Source organism: Ruegeria sp. CI5 (assembly GCF_056536885.1).
Genome location: NZ_JBQFQN010000003.1, coordinates 118403 through 132655, shown reverse-complemented (window position 1 = coordinate 132655; position 14253 = coordinate 118403). Strand labels below are relative to the sequence as shown.

The 14253-nt window shown below is 63.2% G+C and carries 15 protein-coding genes; 7 read left to right on the top strand and 8 right to left on the bottom strand.

Annotation, left to right across the window (positions count from 1 at the left end; genetic code table 11):
• Positions 1-2: 2 nt before the first annotated feature.
• Both ACR0BA_RS11335 and mutY read right to left on the bottom strand, forming a co-directional pair.
• Positions 3-1139, bottom strand: a complete 1137-nt coding sequence (locus ACR0BA_RS11335; RefSeq protein ID WP_480728000.1) for an alkane 1-monooxygenase — start codon at positions 1137-1139, stop codon at positions 3-5.
• Between the two features lie 23 nt (positions 1140-1162).
• Positions 1163-2254 (bottom strand): A/G-specific adenine glycosylase, encoded by a 1092-nt coding sequence (gene mutY, locus ACR0BA_RS11330; protein ID WP_480727998.1) that lies wholly within the window; start codon positions 2252-2254, stop codon positions 1163-1165.
• An 81-nt stretch (positions 2255-2335) separates the two neighbouring features.
• Between mutY and ACR0BA_RS11325 the strand changes: the two genes are divergently transcribed.
• Genes ACR0BA_RS11325 through ACR0BA_RS11315 form a run of 3 tightly spaced genes read left to right on the top strand, consistent with a single transcriptional unit; the run spans position 2336 to position 4633 of the window.
• Positions 2336-2842 carry a DUF721 domain-containing protein gene (locus ACR0BA_RS11325; protein WP_480727997.1) on the top strand — a complete coding sequence of 169 codons (507 nt, stop codon included), beginning with the start codon at positions 2336-2338 and terminating at the stop codon, positions 2840-2842.
• Positions 2843-2855: 13 nt separating this feature from the next.
• The gene (locus ACR0BA_RS11320; protein ID WP_170360782.1) at positions 2856-3521 is read left to right on the top strand and encodes a DsbA family protein; all 666 of its coding nucleotides are present in this window, start codon (positions 2856-2858) and stop codon (positions 3519-3521) included.
• Positions 3521-4633, top strand: coding sequence for a CaiB/BaiF CoA transferase family protein (locus ACR0BA_RS11315; RefSeq protein ID WP_480727995.1), 1113 nt, complete (start codon positions 3521-3523; stop codon positions 4631-4633). The genes ACR0BA_RS11320 and ACR0BA_RS11315 overlap by 1 nt, the downstream gene beginning before the upstream one ends.
• Here ACR0BA_RS11315 and lpxK read toward each other — a convergent pair.
• From lpxK to ACR0BA_RS11295, 4 genes are read right to left on the bottom strand one after another with little or no spacing between them, the layout of a single operon-like run.
• Positions 4630-5628 (bottom strand): tetraacyldisaccharide 4'-kinase, encoded by a 999-nt coding sequence (gene lpxK, locus ACR0BA_RS11310; protein ID WP_480727993.1) that lies wholly within the window; start codon positions 5626-5628, stop codon positions 4630-4632. The two genes, ACR0BA_RS11315 and lpxK, sit on opposite strands and share 4 nt — an antisense overlap.
• Complete coding sequence (locus ACR0BA_RS11305) at positions 5615-6850, bottom strand: 3-deoxy-D-manno-octulosonic acid transferase (protein WP_480727991.1); 1236 nt, start codon at positions 6848-6850, stop codon at positions 5615-5617. Before ACR0BA_RS11305 ends, lpxK begins: the two co-directional genes overlap by 14 nt.
• Positions 6847-7647 (bottom strand): 3'(2'),5'-bisphosphate nucleotidase CysQ, encoded by an 801-nt coding sequence (locus tag ACR0BA_RS11300; protein ID WP_480727990.1) that lies wholly within the window; start codon positions 7645-7647, stop codon positions 6847-6849. The genes ACR0BA_RS11305 and ACR0BA_RS11300 overlap by 4 nt, the downstream gene beginning before the upstream one ends.
• Complete coding sequence (locus ACR0BA_RS11295) at positions 7634-8980, bottom strand: TldD/PmbA family protein (protein ID WP_480727989.1); 1347 nt, start codon at positions 8978-8980, stop codon at positions 7634-7636. The genes ACR0BA_RS11300 and ACR0BA_RS11295 overlap by 14 nt, the downstream gene beginning before the upstream one ends.
• Before the next feature lie 210 nt (positions 8981-9190).
• Between ACR0BA_RS11295 and ACR0BA_RS11290 the strand changes: the two genes are divergently transcribed.
• Positions 9191-10117, top strand: a complete 927-nt coding sequence (locus ACR0BA_RS11290; RefSeq protein WP_480727987.1) for a hypothetical protein — start codon at positions 9191-9193, stop codon at positions 10115-10117.
• Between the two features lie 78 nt (positions 10118-10195).
• On the opposite strand, the gene ACR0BA_RS11285 is transcribed toward ACR0BA_RS11290, so the two are convergent.
• Positions 10196-11719, bottom strand: a complete 1524-nt coding sequence (locus ACR0BA_RS11285; RefSeq protein ID WP_480727986.1) for a DUF2125 domain-containing protein — start codon at positions 11717-11719, stop codon at positions 10196-10198.
• A 133-nt stretch (positions 11720-11852) separates the two neighbouring features.
• On the opposite strand from ACR0BA_RS11285, the gene ACR0BA_RS11280 reads away from it, so the two are divergent.
• The 3 genes from ACR0BA_RS11280 to ACR0BA_RS11270 are packed head-to-tail and all read left to right on the top strand — an operon-like array spanning position 11853 to position 13938.
• The gene (locus tag ACR0BA_RS11280; RefSeq protein ID WP_480727985.1) at positions 11853-12602 is read left to right on the top strand and encodes an SDR family oxidoreductase; all 750 of its coding nucleotides are present in this window, start codon (positions 11853-11855) and stop codon (positions 12600-12602) included.
• Positions 12599-13207, top strand: coding sequence for an enoyl-CoA hydratase/isomerase family protein (locus tag ACR0BA_RS11275; protein ID WP_480727983.1), 609 nt, complete (start codon positions 12599-12601; stop codon positions 13205-13207). Before ACR0BA_RS11280 ends, ACR0BA_RS11275 begins: the two co-directional genes overlap by 4 nt.
• A complete protein-coding gene (locus ACR0BA_RS11270) occupies positions 13204-13938 on the top strand; it encodes a VOC family protein (protein WP_480727982.1) in 735 nt (244 codons plus the stop codon). The genes ACR0BA_RS11275 and ACR0BA_RS11270 overlap by 4 nt, the downstream gene beginning before the upstream one ends.
• Here ACR0BA_RS11270 and ACR0BA_RS11265 read toward each other — a convergent pair whose 3' ends face one another.
• Positions 13939-14235: an HNH endonuclease gene (locus tag ACR0BA_RS11265; RefSeq protein WP_170342229.1), complete on the bottom strand. Its 297-nt coding sequence runs from the start codon at positions 14233-14235 to the stop codon at positions 13939-13941.
• Positions 14236-14253: the final 18 nt, after the last annotated feature.

Genomic DNA, 14253 nt, shown 5'->3' with positions numbered 1-14253 from the left:
TCTCAGGACCGTGGCATCGGAAGCATTGCCTTGTTGTACGGCTTCCAGTCCGTGATCTCGGGGTAGTACTGTCGCCGCCAAGCCCGCACCCGCGGGTTCATCACACGCCGCCACAGCGGCGGGACCATCGCCGCGATCGTCATCACCGGATAGCCATAGGGCAGTTGCGGGGCCGCTTCGGCAGGGTGGTTCTGCAGCAGCGGAAACCGCCGGTTGGGTTTGTAATGATGGTCCGAGTGGCGTTGCAGATTGATCAGCAACCAGTTCGAGGCCTTGTGTGCGGCGTTCCACGAATGGCGCGGCCGGACATGTTCGTATTTACCGTCGCCCAGGTATTTTCGCGTCAGCCCGTAATGTTCGACATAGTTGACCAGCTCCAGCTGCCAGATCGCGGTGCCGGCCTGAACCAGGAACAGCCCCAGCCCCGCCCATCCGCCGAGCAGCAGCGCCAGCGCCAGCATCAATCCCTGCAGCGCCCAATACCGCCAGAACGGGTTCGCCCGGTCCGTCCAGTTCAGCCCCTTGCGCGCCAGCTTTGTCTTCTCGGCCTGAAACGCGGATACCAGGCACTGGCGCAGGACGCGCGGATAAAAGCGGTGGAACCCTTCGTTGTAGCGCGCGGTCACCGGGTCGCGGGGCGTGCCCACATAGCGGTGATGCACCAGCAGGTGTTCGGACCGGAAATGAGAATACAGAACCATCGCCAGCAGGATGTCGCCCAGCCACCGTTCCAGCCGGCCCTTCTGGTGCATCAGCTCGTGGCTGTAATTGATGCCGATCGTACCCGAGATCACGCCCATCCCGAAGAACAGTCCGATCTTTTCCAGCGATGACAGGTGCTCGGCGCGGGTGGCGTACCAGATCAGGCCATAGAGCGTGAAAAACTGGACGGGAACCCAGGCCTTGGTCAGCAGGACGTACCAACGCAGCGCGTCCTCGGGCGTTTCGGGGTCGGCGTTTTCAAGGTTCAGCCCGGTCAGCCCGTCCAGCGCTGCAAACAACCACCAAGTGGACAGCGGCACCAGCAATACCCACCAGCCGCCGGCGAAAGCGGTGAACCAAAGGATCGGGATCAATAGGAACGAAACCCAGAAAGGAAGGGCTGTCTGCCAGCGCGACAGGGTATCAGTCGAGATCATGGTCAGGCTCCGAAACTCTGCCGTCAGGATAATCCTGCCCGATCCATTTTCCCAGATGCAGAACTGCCGCGCCACAGATCATGCGCCTTGCGCATCACGGTCGGAAGGTCGCCGGGGCGAAAGGCATGTTTGGGCATCACGACCAACCCCACGGGGTCCACCTCTGCGGGTACGGCGGCGGTCCAGACGCGCAGGATCAGGTGGAAATGGGTAAAGGTGTGTCGCACTTCGGCGGGGAGCAGGGCCCAATCGGCAGGAAAGGGCGGCGCCTCGGCCGCGTCCTCGGCCCAATCCGAACCTGGAAAGCCCAGCATCCCGCCCAACAGCCCCGTTTCCGGGCGGCGCTCCAACAGGATTGCGCCATCGGCGCGCTGCGCGATGTAGACGTGGCCAAGCCGGGTGGGCTTCGGCGCCTTGGGCGTCTTGCGCGGCAGCTCTGCCGGTGTTCCGGCAGCGCGGGCCTGGCATGGGTCTCGCAGCGGGCAGATGCCACAGGCCGGAGACTTCGGCGTACAGATCGTGGCGCCCAGATCCATCACCGCCTGGGCATAGTCGCCGGGGCGTTCGTCCGGGGTCAGCGCGGCGGCCTTCGCCTTCAACAGAGGTTTCGATTTCGGCAGCGGGTCGTGGATGTCATGCAGCCGGGCCATGACCCGCTCGACATTTCCGTCCAGCACGGTTTCAGGCCGGTCAAAGGCGATGGCCGCGATGGCGGCGGCGGTGTAGGGGCCGATGCCGGGCAGCTTAAGCAGCGCATCATGGCTGTCGGGAAAGCGCCCGCCGTGCTGGTCCACCACCGCGCGGGCGCATTTCAGCAGGTTGCGGGCGCGGGCGTAGTAGCCCAGCCCGGCCCATTCCGCCATCACCTGGTCATCGGGTGCGGCGGCCAGCGCCCGGACATCCGGCCAACGCGCGGTGAAGCGCAGGAAATAATCCCGCACGGCGGCCACCGTGGTCTGCTGCAGCATCACCTCGGACAGCCACACGCGATAGGGGTCGGACTGCACGCCCGAGGCCCTGTCGGCGGGGCTGATCCGCCACGGCAGATCGCGGGCATGGCGGTCGTACCAGGCAAGCAGGCTGCGGCTCAGGTCGAAAGTGGCGGTGTCACGCAAGTTTTATCCATTTCTCTGTCGGGTTTCGCTGGCGCCCGGATGCACGCCCATTACAATAGCGGCGCAGGAGCTGGAAACCAGATGCAACCAAGACGGTCCACCACCCGCGGGTTCAAACGCACCGCGTCCTTGCTGAGCGATCGGATCCGCAAAGCCGGCGAAAGCCGCGGCTTTGCCGTGTCGCGCCTGTTGACCCATTGGGCCGATATCGTGGGCCCGGACATCGCCGCCATCGCCCGACCGGTCAAGGTGGGCTATGGAAAGGGTGGGTTCGGCGCCACATTGACCGTGCTGACCACCGGACCTCAGGCCCCGATGCTCGAGATGCAGAAGGACCATCTGCGCGACAAGGTGAATGCCGTCTATGGCTACAGCGCCATCAGCCGCATCCGCATCACCCAGACCGCTCACACAGGATTTGCCGAGGGGCAGGCCAGTTTCGAGCATCGACCGAAACAGGCGAAACCCACCATCGCACCGGAAGTCGTTGCCGAGGCAGACAAAGTGACGCGCGAGGTTCACGACCAAGACTTGCGTGCTGCCCTTGAACGACTGGGCCGGAACGTTCTATCCAAACAAAAACGCTGAGAAAGGGCTGAGTATGAGCCGTATTGCAACCGTAATCTGCGCGGCCGTGGCGCTGGCCGCAGGCGGCTATTGGCTGACCCAATCGCCAAGCACCGTGCCTGTGCCACAACTGGTCGGCAGCGCCGAAGCGCAAAACGCCGATCTGGACACCTCGACCATCGTCGAGATGGTGCAGGGAGCCGAGGATGCGCCGGTCGAGATCATCGAATACGCGTCCTATACCTGCCCGCACTGCGCGAATTTCCATCAGGGGCCGTACAAGCAGCTCAAGAAGGAATACATCGACACCGGCAAGGTCAAGTTCATCTACCGCGAGGTCTATTTCGACCGCTACGGCATCTGGGCGTCGATGGTGGCGCGCTGCGGTGGCCCCGAAAAGTTCTTCGGCATCACCGACCTGATCTATCAGGGCCAGTCCGAATGGACACGCGCCGGCGGCCCGGCCGAGATCGTGGAAGAACTGCGCAAGATCGGCCGTCTAGCCGGGCTGAGCAACGATCAGCTGGAAGCCTGCCTGCAGGACGGCACCAAGGCGCAGACCCTCGTCGCCTGGTACCAGAAAAACGCCGAGAAAGACGGTATCCAGGCCACCCCGTCCTTTGTCGTCAACGGCAAGAAGGTCGACAACCAGTCCTATGACGAGTTCAAGGCGCTGATCGAAAAGGAACTGGGCAACTGATGACCGGGCCTCTGGCCGGTCTCAAGGTTGTCGAACTGGCGCGCATTCTGGCTGGCCCCTGGGCCGGCCAGACCTTTGCCGATCTGGGCGCCGAGGTCATCAAGGTGGAATCCCCGGCCGGCGACGACACCCGCGCCTGGGGTCCGCCCTTCGTGACCCGCGATCAGGATGTCTCGGCGGCCTATTACCATTCGACCAATCGCGGCAAGGCGTCTGTGATCGCCGATTTCTCGACCCCCGAAGGGCAGCAGAAGGTGCGCGCGCTGGTCGCTGACGCCGATGTGGTGATCGAGAATTTCAAGGTCGGCGGGCTGAAGAAATACGGGCTGGACTTTGACAACCTCAGCCAGTTGAACCCGCGCCTCGTCTATTGCTCCATCACCGGGTTCGGGCAGACCGGGCCATATGCGCATCGGGCCGGGTATGACTTCATCATCCAGGGCATGTCCGGGCTGATGTCCGTGACCGGAGAGCCCGACGGCCAGCCGCAGAAGGCAGGCGTGGCGATCACCGACGTGTTCACCGGCATTTATGCGGTGGCCGGGGTTCTGGCCGCCTTGCACCAGCGCCAGCGCACAGGGCGTGGGCAGCATGTGGACATGGCCCTTTTGGATGTGGCCGTGGCGGTCACGGCAAACCAGGCGCTGAACTATCTGACCACGGGTCAAGTGCCGCAGCGCATGGGCAACGCGCATGTGAACCTGGCGCCCTACCAGGTGTTCGACTGTGCCGACGGTTACATCATCATCGCCACCGGTAATGACCGGCAATATCAGCGCCTGTGCCGGGTGTTGAACCTGCCCGACATGGCCGAGGCGCCCGAATACCTGCACAACAAGGACCGGCTGGCCAATCGCCGCACCCTGATTGCACGGCTGAACAGGGCCACGGCGACCTGGGCCAAAGCCGACCTGCTGGCCGCCTGCGAGGCGCAGGGCATCCCCGCCGGGCCGATCAATACGCTGGACGAGGTCATGGCCGATCCGCAGGTAATCGCACGCGGCATGCAGATCGACCTGGACGGGGTGCCGGGGATTCGCGCGCCATTCGTCTTTTCGGATGCCGATCTGAACCTTTCGCGCCCCGCCCCGAAACTGGGCGAAGACGACTAGGGCGGCGGCGCAGCCGTCAGCAACCGCTGACGCACGTCGTCGGCTTGATACACCTGCAGGCGCACCGGCAGGGTGATGACCTTGCTGCGGAAGGCGGGCGGCAGGCGAACGGCGTCTTTTTCGGTGGTGACCATCTGCGCGCCCAGCAGCCGCGCCTCGTTTTCCAGCCGGGTCATCAGGGCCGGCGTCAACGGCTGGTGATCGTCCAGCGCCTCGGCCCGCAGCAGCCGCGCGCCCTGTTGGCGCAAGGTTTGAAAGAACTTCTCGGGGTGGCCGATACCGGCAAAGGCCAGGACCGGAGTTTCGCTCCAGTCCATCCCGGTTTGCAGTGCCATGACCTGACCGGTTGCGTGCGGAACGCCCAGCTTGTCGCCCCATTGCTTCGCGAACTGTTCCTGCGCGGCCAAGTCGCCCAGCGACAGTACTAGATCGGCCCGTTGCAGCCCCACGTCGACCGGCTCGCGCAGCGGTCCGGCCGGCAGGCACAAGCCGTTGCCAAAGCCACGGACCGCGTCCACCACGACGACCGAGAATGTCTTGGCCACCGAAGGGTTCTGGAATCCGTCGTCCAGGACGATCGCGGTGGCGCCGTCCTCGGCTGCGGCGCGGGCGCCGGCGGCACGGTCCTTGGCGACCCAGACCTCGGCGAAGGCCGCCAGCAACAATGGCTCGTCACCAACCTGCGCCGCCGTGTGTCGGACCGGGTCGACCCGAACCGGCCCCTCAAGCGATCCGCCATGGCCGCGGGTGACCACATGCGGCGTGTGATACGCGTCGCGCAGCTGTTCAAGAACCCAGATCGCCGTCGGCGTTTTTCCGGTGCCGCCAGCATTCAGGTTGCCGACGCAGATCACGGGTACACCCGGATCAACGCCGGATCCCGACGCCACCCGCCGCGCCGTTGCCCGCGCATAGACGCGGCCAAGCGGCGCCAGCAGCCTTGCGCGCAGGCCGGGGTGATCCGGCGCGTTGTTCCAGAATTCAGGCGCCCTCATGTTCCGCTCCGTGCTGGTCCAGATGTTCCTGTACCATGTCGATCAGAGTATCCACCTGGGGCGCGCTCTCGGTCACCAGTTGCCAACCGGCAAGGGCCATGTTCGCGGCCAGGTCCGGGGCCAGCAATTCAACGACAGTGTCGCCCAGTTCGGTGGCGGTGCGAATCTCTCGAGCGGCTCCTACACCATCAAGCGCGTCATACAGGGCCTTGTGGCCGCTCACGTCCGGTCCATGGATCAGGGCCGAGCCCAGGGCTGCGGCCGCGATCGGGTCATGCCCGCCTATTCCCGACTCGAGCGTGCTGCCCATGAACGTCACCGGAGAGACGCGATACCAAAGGCCAAGGGCCTCGGGGTCCGACGCAAGGATGACCTGGGTCATGTCTTCGATCATGTCCCCATCTTCCCAGTTGGCACAGCGCAGGTCCATCGTTTCCAGCCTTTTGCGCAGAGGCGCCGCCTCGGACATGTCCGCGACATGCAGGATCAGGGCCAGCCTCGGCAGCATCCGCATGGCCTGGCGATGTGCGCTGAGCACCGAGATGAATTCCTTGGCGTCGACCCACGCCGCCAGCCAGACCGGCCGCCCTGCCAACGCATGGTTCGTCTCGATCAGTTCGTCCTCGGGCCAGGGGCGCAGCGTGGGGCTGATACTGAGCGGCGGAAACAGTGCCACCTTCGATGCCGGGACGCCCAGACGTCGGATTTGCCGAGCTGCATCCTCGGACGTGACGTGGATCGCACGGAAGCAGTCAAAGGTATAGCGGTTGATGTCCGGCAGCCATTTCCCGACAAAGGCAACACGAACCTCGTTCTCGCCCTCAAGCAGGACCATGGGTATACCGCGTTCGGCCGCGCGGGTGATCACGTTGGGCATCAGGCCGCCGCCGACCCACAGCCCCATGTCGGGCTGCCAGTGCTCCAGGAATCCACGCGCCGCGCCGGTTTTTTCGTCAGGCAGCGGAACCAATTCCATGTCGCAGCCTGCCCAGCGTGTCAGGTCAGCGTCAGGCGGGACGGTCAACAGAATCGACAACCCTGGCCGGGACTGCTGCAGCCGCTTGCAAAAGTCGTTCACCGCGCGCAGGCGCTGTGCGTTGGCAACATGAATCCACAGCAACTCACCCGCGGGGCGAGGCGGCGTGTTGTGTCCGGTGGGCTTGGGAACACCCCAGGACAAAGCGCGATAGGCCGCCAAGCTGAGGGATCGCGGTTTGCTCATGCCCGATGCCCCTGCATTGGCTGATCCAGTCGGTCCATCAGTACCTTGTGCAATTCGGACCCGGCGCCAACAACACCGTTCAGCCGTGGGTTGGGGTTGTTGAACAGCAACGGGCGCCCGGTACGGTCAGTACAGGTGCCGCCTGCTTCGCGCAGGATCAGGTCCCCGGCCGCGATGTCCCATTCCCAGCTTGGTCGTAAGGTCAGCATCCCGTCGAACCTGCCCTGCGCGACCAGCGCCATACGGTAGGCCAGCGACGGGCGATAGGCCCGACGGAAGATCGGCGCGACCCCGCCCTGCCAATGATCCGGTTTCAGGTTCGGCTTTGCGGCCAGAACCTCGGCTTCGGCCTCTGTGGCCGCCGCGGTCACCCGGATCGGCTGACCGTTCAGGGTTGCCCCCTGTCCCCGCGCGGCAGCAAACAGCATGTCGCGCATCGGCAGGTAGATCACGCCGGCGATGACCTGTCCGCGATCGGCGACCGCCAAGGAATGCGCCCAGGTCCGCGACCCTTCGGCAAAGCTGCGGGTGCCGTCGATCGGGTCGATGATGAACACTCGGTCACGGGTCAATCGGTCCTGATTGTCCTCAGTCTCCTCGCTCAGCCAGCCATATCCGGGCCGCGCGCTGGGCAGGCGTTGTTCCAGCATTGCGTTTACGGCCAGATCAGCTTCGGTCACCGGCCCGGCGTCCTTGGGTTTGTCCCAGCTCTGCATCTCGCGGCCTGCATAGGCGACGGCAATCCGGCCGGCCTCGCGTGCGGCGTCGATCAGCAGGGACAGGTCAGTTTCCGGCAAGTGTCATCCCTTCGATCAGAAGCGAGGGCACGACCCGGGACAGATAGGTACGCGCGTCATTGGCCGGGATGATCCGCATCAGCATGTCCCGCAGGTTTCCGGCAATCGTGCATTCGTTGACCGGGTGCGAGATCTCGCCGTTTTCGACCCAGAAACCCGACGCACCGCGTGAGTAATCGCCGGTATTGGGGTTGATGGTGGACCCGATCATCGAGGTCACCAGCAATCCCGTTCCCATGTCGCGAAGCAGGTCGTCGCGGCTGAACTCGCCCTGGGTCAGGCTCAGGTTCCAGTTGCTGGGAGATGGAGGACCGGACACGCCACGGGCGGCGTTCCCGGTGGAATTCATGCCCAGTTTGCGCGCGCTTGAAAGATCCAGTGTCCATCCGGTCAGCACGCCGTTTTCGACGATCATCCGGCGCGCGGTCGGCAATCCTTCGGCATCAAACGGGCGCGATCCCGCAATCCTCGGGCGATGGGGGTCTTCGATCAGCGACAGATGTGCAGGCAGCACCTGCTGGCCCAGGCTGTCCTTGAGCCAGGAGGCGCCGCGGGCCACCGCCGCGCCGTTGCTGGCCGCCATAAGATGCCCGATCAATGAGGACGAAATCCGCTCGTCGAACAATACCGGGAAACGCCCTGTTTCCGGCTTTCGGGCACCCACTCGCTGCACGGCACGCTCGCCCGCGATCCGGCCGATCTCGTCGGGGCTGCGCAGGTCGGACTGAAAGCTGCGGCTGTCTCCGTCATAGTCGCGTTCCATCCCGGTGCCTTCGCCCGAGATCGCCACGCATGAAACCGAGCGGCTGCTGCGCGCATAACCACCGGAAAATCCATTTGTCGCGGACAGATGAACCCGGTGAGTACCGTAGGATGCCGCCGCATCAGACACCTGCGTAACGCCTTCCACCGCCAGGGCCGCAGCCTCGGCGGTCAGCGCGTCCTGCATCAGAGCGTCTGCTGAAGGTTCGGGCGTGGGGTCAAAAAGCTCCAAGGAGTCGACGGAAAAATCGCTGGCCAGTTGTTCCGGATCTGCAAGGCCAGCGAACGGATCCTCGGGCGCTTCGCACGCCATCGCTACGGCCCGTTCGGCCATGGCGGCAAGCGTTTCGGGACGACTGTCCGAGCCGGACACGATGGCCTGCTGCTTGCCGATGAAAACACGCAACCCCACGTCGGTGCTTTCGGCGCGTTCGGCGTGCTCCAAAGCGCCACCACGCACCTCGACCGAGACCGAGGATCCGTCGATCACGATCGTGTCGGCCGCTTCGGCTCCGGCCTTGCGGGCCAGGTCCAGCATTTCGTGGCTGATTGCTTCGGGTGATCGGGTCATGGTGCCTCCAATTGATTGTATTGGACCTAGCCTTGGTCAACCCGCCTCGCAAGCCCTTGGGTGTATCCAATGCGTCACGGATGGTGTCGGCACGTTGGGAAATCGGGGTCTACGGAAATAGATCCCGCTGGGAAGGGCCGCAGCTGCAGGGTAAGCTGACTGCAGAGAATGACCGGTCGCCCGGCGGCACTGAAATTTGAGGTATGAGGTTTGGCGCGCTTCTTTGTGGTTGAGTTTGACGAGCCCGGCGTCCTGGCCAAGGGCAAAGGGTCCCGCAACATCATCGTGCGCCTGACTCGGGTGATGGGTAAGCTGGGCGTTCCCTCCGAGGTTTTGCCCTTCGCCGACTTGATGGCACGCGGTGCGATCGACGACCCGCAGAGTTACGTTCTGCTTCACTACAACGAGCTGTTTGTCGTTCAGAACGAAAAAGTTGACTGGCTGCGTGCGCGGGAATCTGAAATCGAGGCACTGGGCCACAGGATTTTGCACTCGGTCGAACACGGCCGCGTCGTCGGGCACAAGATCCGTCAGAACAAGGTTCTGACAGCGGCAGGGGTTCCAATGCCCCGGCTTATCGAGACTGGGTCTTCGTTTCAAACTGCGTTCTCGAACGAAGTTTCGAACGCTCATGTTCCGGTTCAGCTTCTCGGGAATGCTGCAGAGTTGGACCCGGATCGTTACAACACCGAGTATGTCGATTGTCGTCACGAGTATGAAGGTGAGATGTGGCACGTCTGCATTCGTGCGCAAGCGGTGGGCGACCAGGTTCTGTTTTCTTGGGTTAGAGCGGGACGCGAAGCCAGCGTCCATACCCGTGACACACCCGTAGACCCTCAGATGATAAGGTATTTTCACAGGCTGCTGATCACGCCCAACATTGGCCGGATCAACGCGATTGCGAGGGGTGTAAAGGCCGCTTTGGGTGTCGGGCTTTATGCCCACGATATCCTTCCCTGTGCCAAGACCGGTCAACTGTTCTTGTGCGAAACAAACTTCAAGTTCTACGATGGAAACCACCGATTTCATATGGCGAGCATCGCGGCTGAGCATCCCGTACCAGCACTGTTCGACGGGCGCAAAGTCACACGGCGGATGGCCCGGGCTCTGGTGCAGGAACTTGCTTTGAAGACCTGAAAAGCCCGAGATTGCATCGAGCCAAAGAAAAAGGGCGCGGAACACCGCGCCCTTGGTCGAAGGCCAGGCCAAGCGAGGTTACTTGATCCGTTGACCATTGGCCAAAATCTGGCCGTCCTTGGTGAACTCGATCTTGGAGTTCAGCGTGTCGGGCTGGTCGCCGGGAACAGCCATCATCCCCATCATCATGCGCGCGCCCATGGCGTCGTTCTCGGACATGAACCCCATTCCGATCAGCTTGTCGATCAGGGCGTTGGCACCCACCAACTGAAGGTTTGCCTCACCCGCCGGCGCCGGAACTCCTCCGAACTCTTCGGTGTTCGAGTTGTCGAAGGTGAAATCACCGGTGCCTGTCAGCTTGGCACCGACCATCGAGACCAGCAGTTCATTGATTTTGAGCGAATGCAGTTCGGCCGGAATCTCGTCCGAGCCTTCCAATGCTTCGGCAACTTCCGGGTCCAGGAAGTTCAGGAGAATCTTTGCGGTGCCCGTTGCATCCAGCGCGATCGTGGCTGGATCGCGTGGCAACGCGCCTGCGGGGTCGAACATGCTCCACAGAATGTCGGACATGGTGAAGTCTGTCAGGTTCATCGCAAAGCCGAACGGCTCGACCTCTTCGGATGCCTGGATAGGTGCCTCGAGTTTCAAACCGGCCTTCGCCATTGCAATCTCGATGGGAAACGGCAGGTCTGCCGTGGTTACTTCCAGCTTTGCATTGTTCTGTTCGACGTCATACGCCAGACGCTCGGCGTCGATACTGGCACCGAAGCGGCCACCGTCCGAACTGCTGGCCATCGAGAAAGCCTCGCCCTCGCTGGTGCCTGCGATGCTGGTTTGGCCAGCGCCGTAGGTGAAGATCCCGTCGAAGGCAAAACCAGCCTCATATGCGCCTTCCACGTCCGCCAGGCTGAAGCCTTCGGGGATTACGTTCTTGCCTTCAAACTCCAGCTGGTCGAGCTTGCCGTTGATGCGTGCATCTTCGCCCGTTTCCGGGTCTTGGAAATTCAGGTCATAGGTCAGGTTTGCCGCGGTGAAGTTCTGGTCGACCTTGCGGCCCTCTCCAATCTGCATCCGGGATGCGCCGGCCAGGTTGATCATCTCAAAACCCAGATCCAGCGCGTCGTCGGGCATCGCTTCGCCATCGACCATGATGTTGTCGAGCGCCAGTGCCAGCTTGCTGGCAGAGTAGTCATAGGTCATGTCGTCGGGCGACCCCGAAACCAGCATTTTCAACCCGGTCTGCGAGTACAGGATATCCACCGAGAATTCTTCCTCCTCGGCCTGGCCGGATACCGTCATGGGGAAGCTTTCGGGGAATTCTATGCTGACCGTTCCGTCGCCGTTTTCCGTCAGGGTCATTTCCGGAACGACCATGTCGAACGAGCCTTCTCCCTCGGGAAGGTCCATCTTCATGGTCATGTTCGTGATGGTGGTGACGTCGCCAGAGGTGTTCTGCTCGCCGGTGATGGTGTACCCCATGCTGCCCATGTAGGACTGCCAATCCGACCAGACATCGTTGGCGGACAGGTCGGCAAAAGCGCCTTGGGTTGCAACGGCATAGGCCAGCGCGGCACCGCAGCTGCGGCGGAAGAAAACGGACATACGGGAACCCTTCTCGGTAAAAATTGCGCGCATGGTCGTGGTTGTCGCAGCTGCCGTCAAGGGGCAAGGGCTGGACGATTTCCCCGTTTGCGCGGTACCACTTTACCCGATTTCAATCCAAAAGGATTACAGGATGCACATGAAGGGCAAAACAGTACTGATCACCGGAGCCAGCCGCGGCATCGGCGCCGAAGCAGGGCGCGTATTTGCCGCAGCCGGCGCCAATGTCGCGCTGGTAGCGCGCAGCCATGATCAGATCGATGCATTGGCCGCGGCATTGGGCGGGAACGCCATCGCGCTGTCTTGCGACGTCAGCGATTTTGCGCAGGTGGAACAAGCGGTTGCGGATTGCGCCGACCGCTTTGGCCGCGTGGACGTGCTGATCGGCAATGCGGGTGTGATCGATCCGATCTTTCACCTGTCAAATGCCGATCCAGCAGCCTGGAGCAAGGCCATCGACATCAACCTCAAAGGAGTGTTCCACGGGATGCGCGCGGTTCTGCCGCTGATGCGGGCGGCGGGCGGCGGGACGGTCCTGACCGTTTCCTCCGGAGCCGCCTCCAACCCGGTCGAGGCCTGGAGCCACTACTGCGCGTCCAAGGCCGGGGCGAAAATGCTGACCGAATGTCTTCACCTGGAAGAGGCGCATCACGGCATACGTGCCATGGGTCTGTCCCCGGGCACGGTGGCGACCGACATGCAGCGGGTCATCAAGGCCAGCGGCATCAACCCGGTCAGCCAGTTGGACTGGGACGATCACATCCCGGCCGACTGGCCGGCGCGGGCGCTGCTGTGGATGTGCTCGGAAGATGCGGACGAGTTTCTGGGAACCGAGATTTCGCTGCGCCGTGACGACATTCGCCAGAGGATCGGCCTGACGTGATCGACCTGACCCAGCAGGACGGTCTGTGGACGGTCACGATCAACAACCCCGGCAAGGCCAATGCCCTGACCGGGGCCATGTTGTCGGACCTGTTGCAGATCGCCGAAGCCGCCCAAGAGGCGCGCGCCCTGATCCTGACCGGAGCGGGCAAGGTGTTCAGTGCCGGCGCCGATCTGGACGAGGCGCGGGCAGGTCTTGTGACCTCGGACCTGTGGGAGCGTTTGTCCGGAGCCATCGCGGCGCTGCCCTGCCTGACCGTTGCTGCGTTGAACGGCACCATGGCGGGTGGGGCCAACGGTATGGCCTTGGCCTGTGACCTGCGCATCGCGGTGCCCACGGCCAAGGTCTTCTACCCGGTCATGCGGTTGGGGTTCCTGCCACAGCCATCGGACGTAATACGCATGCGGGCGCTGATCGGCCCTGCCCGGACCAAGTTGATCCTGATGGCAGGCCAGAAGGTCACGGCGGACGAAGCGCTTGCCTTTGGCCTGGTGGACCGGGTGGTCGCTCCGGAAGATCTGATGCAGACCGCGCGGGATCTGGTTGCCGACAGCCTGGCCGCTGATCCGCAGACGGCGGCCGGTATCGCCGGGATGTGCGGATGAGGATCGCTGCCCTTCGCCTGCGCGTGGCTGATCCCGCACGGCTGGCCGATTTCTACAGCGTAAACCTCGGCATGGTCGTGCGTGCCGAGGGAGATGCGCAGCGAGTGGGCTATCCGGGGCCCAGCGCCGACCTTCTGCTGTTGCCCGGAGGCGGCGGATACGCCCACGACCGGGGTCAGAGGTACTGGAAGATCGGCATCACCCTGCCGGATCTCGACCATGCTGCGGAATGGCTTCGGCGCGCTGGCATCAACGTCAGCCGTCCGGCCCAGTTTCGAGATATCGGTTACATGTGCCATCTGTCGGACCCCGAAGACTTCTCGATCGAGCTTCTTCAGCATGATTTCGAGGGGAACCGACCCGAAAAGCCGCGGGATGCGACCCCGTTCGGACAGGCCGCCGTGGGCCAGATCACTCTGCGGACCGGCGACATTTCGGCAGAGGATGCGTTTTGCAGGGATTTGGGCCTGCGCCTGCTCTCCATGCAGGACGTGGCCTCGCACGGGTTTGATCTGCATTTCTATGCCTTCACGACCGAGGTGCCGCCGGACCCTGATCCCTGGGCGGTCGCAAATCGCGAATGGCTGTGGAAACGTCCCTATACCACCTTGGAATACCAGCATATTCCCGATGCGCGGATCGTTCCCGCGCCAGACTTTCTGGGCATCGAGGTCGAGGGCCTGGCTGCAACGGAAACAGACCCGATGGGTGACCCGTTCTTGCCAGCCTGATCAACGGCCGCGGCGTCGGCCCGGGACTTTGGATTGAAATCCAGGCGGACGTTTGCGTACCCAGTCCAGAAATCGGTTCAGCCGGGGATGCGTGCGAAGGCTTTCGACAGTGTTGAAGTCTCGCGCAAGCTCGGCTTCGGTCAGGGTGGCGTGCACCTCCTTGTGGCAGATCTTGTGCAGCAGAACCGTGGGACCGCCCTTGCCACCTTTGAGTTTTGGGATCAGATGGTGCAGGCTGCCGGTCCCGTTCGGGATCGGGCGGTTGCAGAGCGGGCAGATCGGATCGCTGTTCGTCATCACCGGAACACAGTCGCG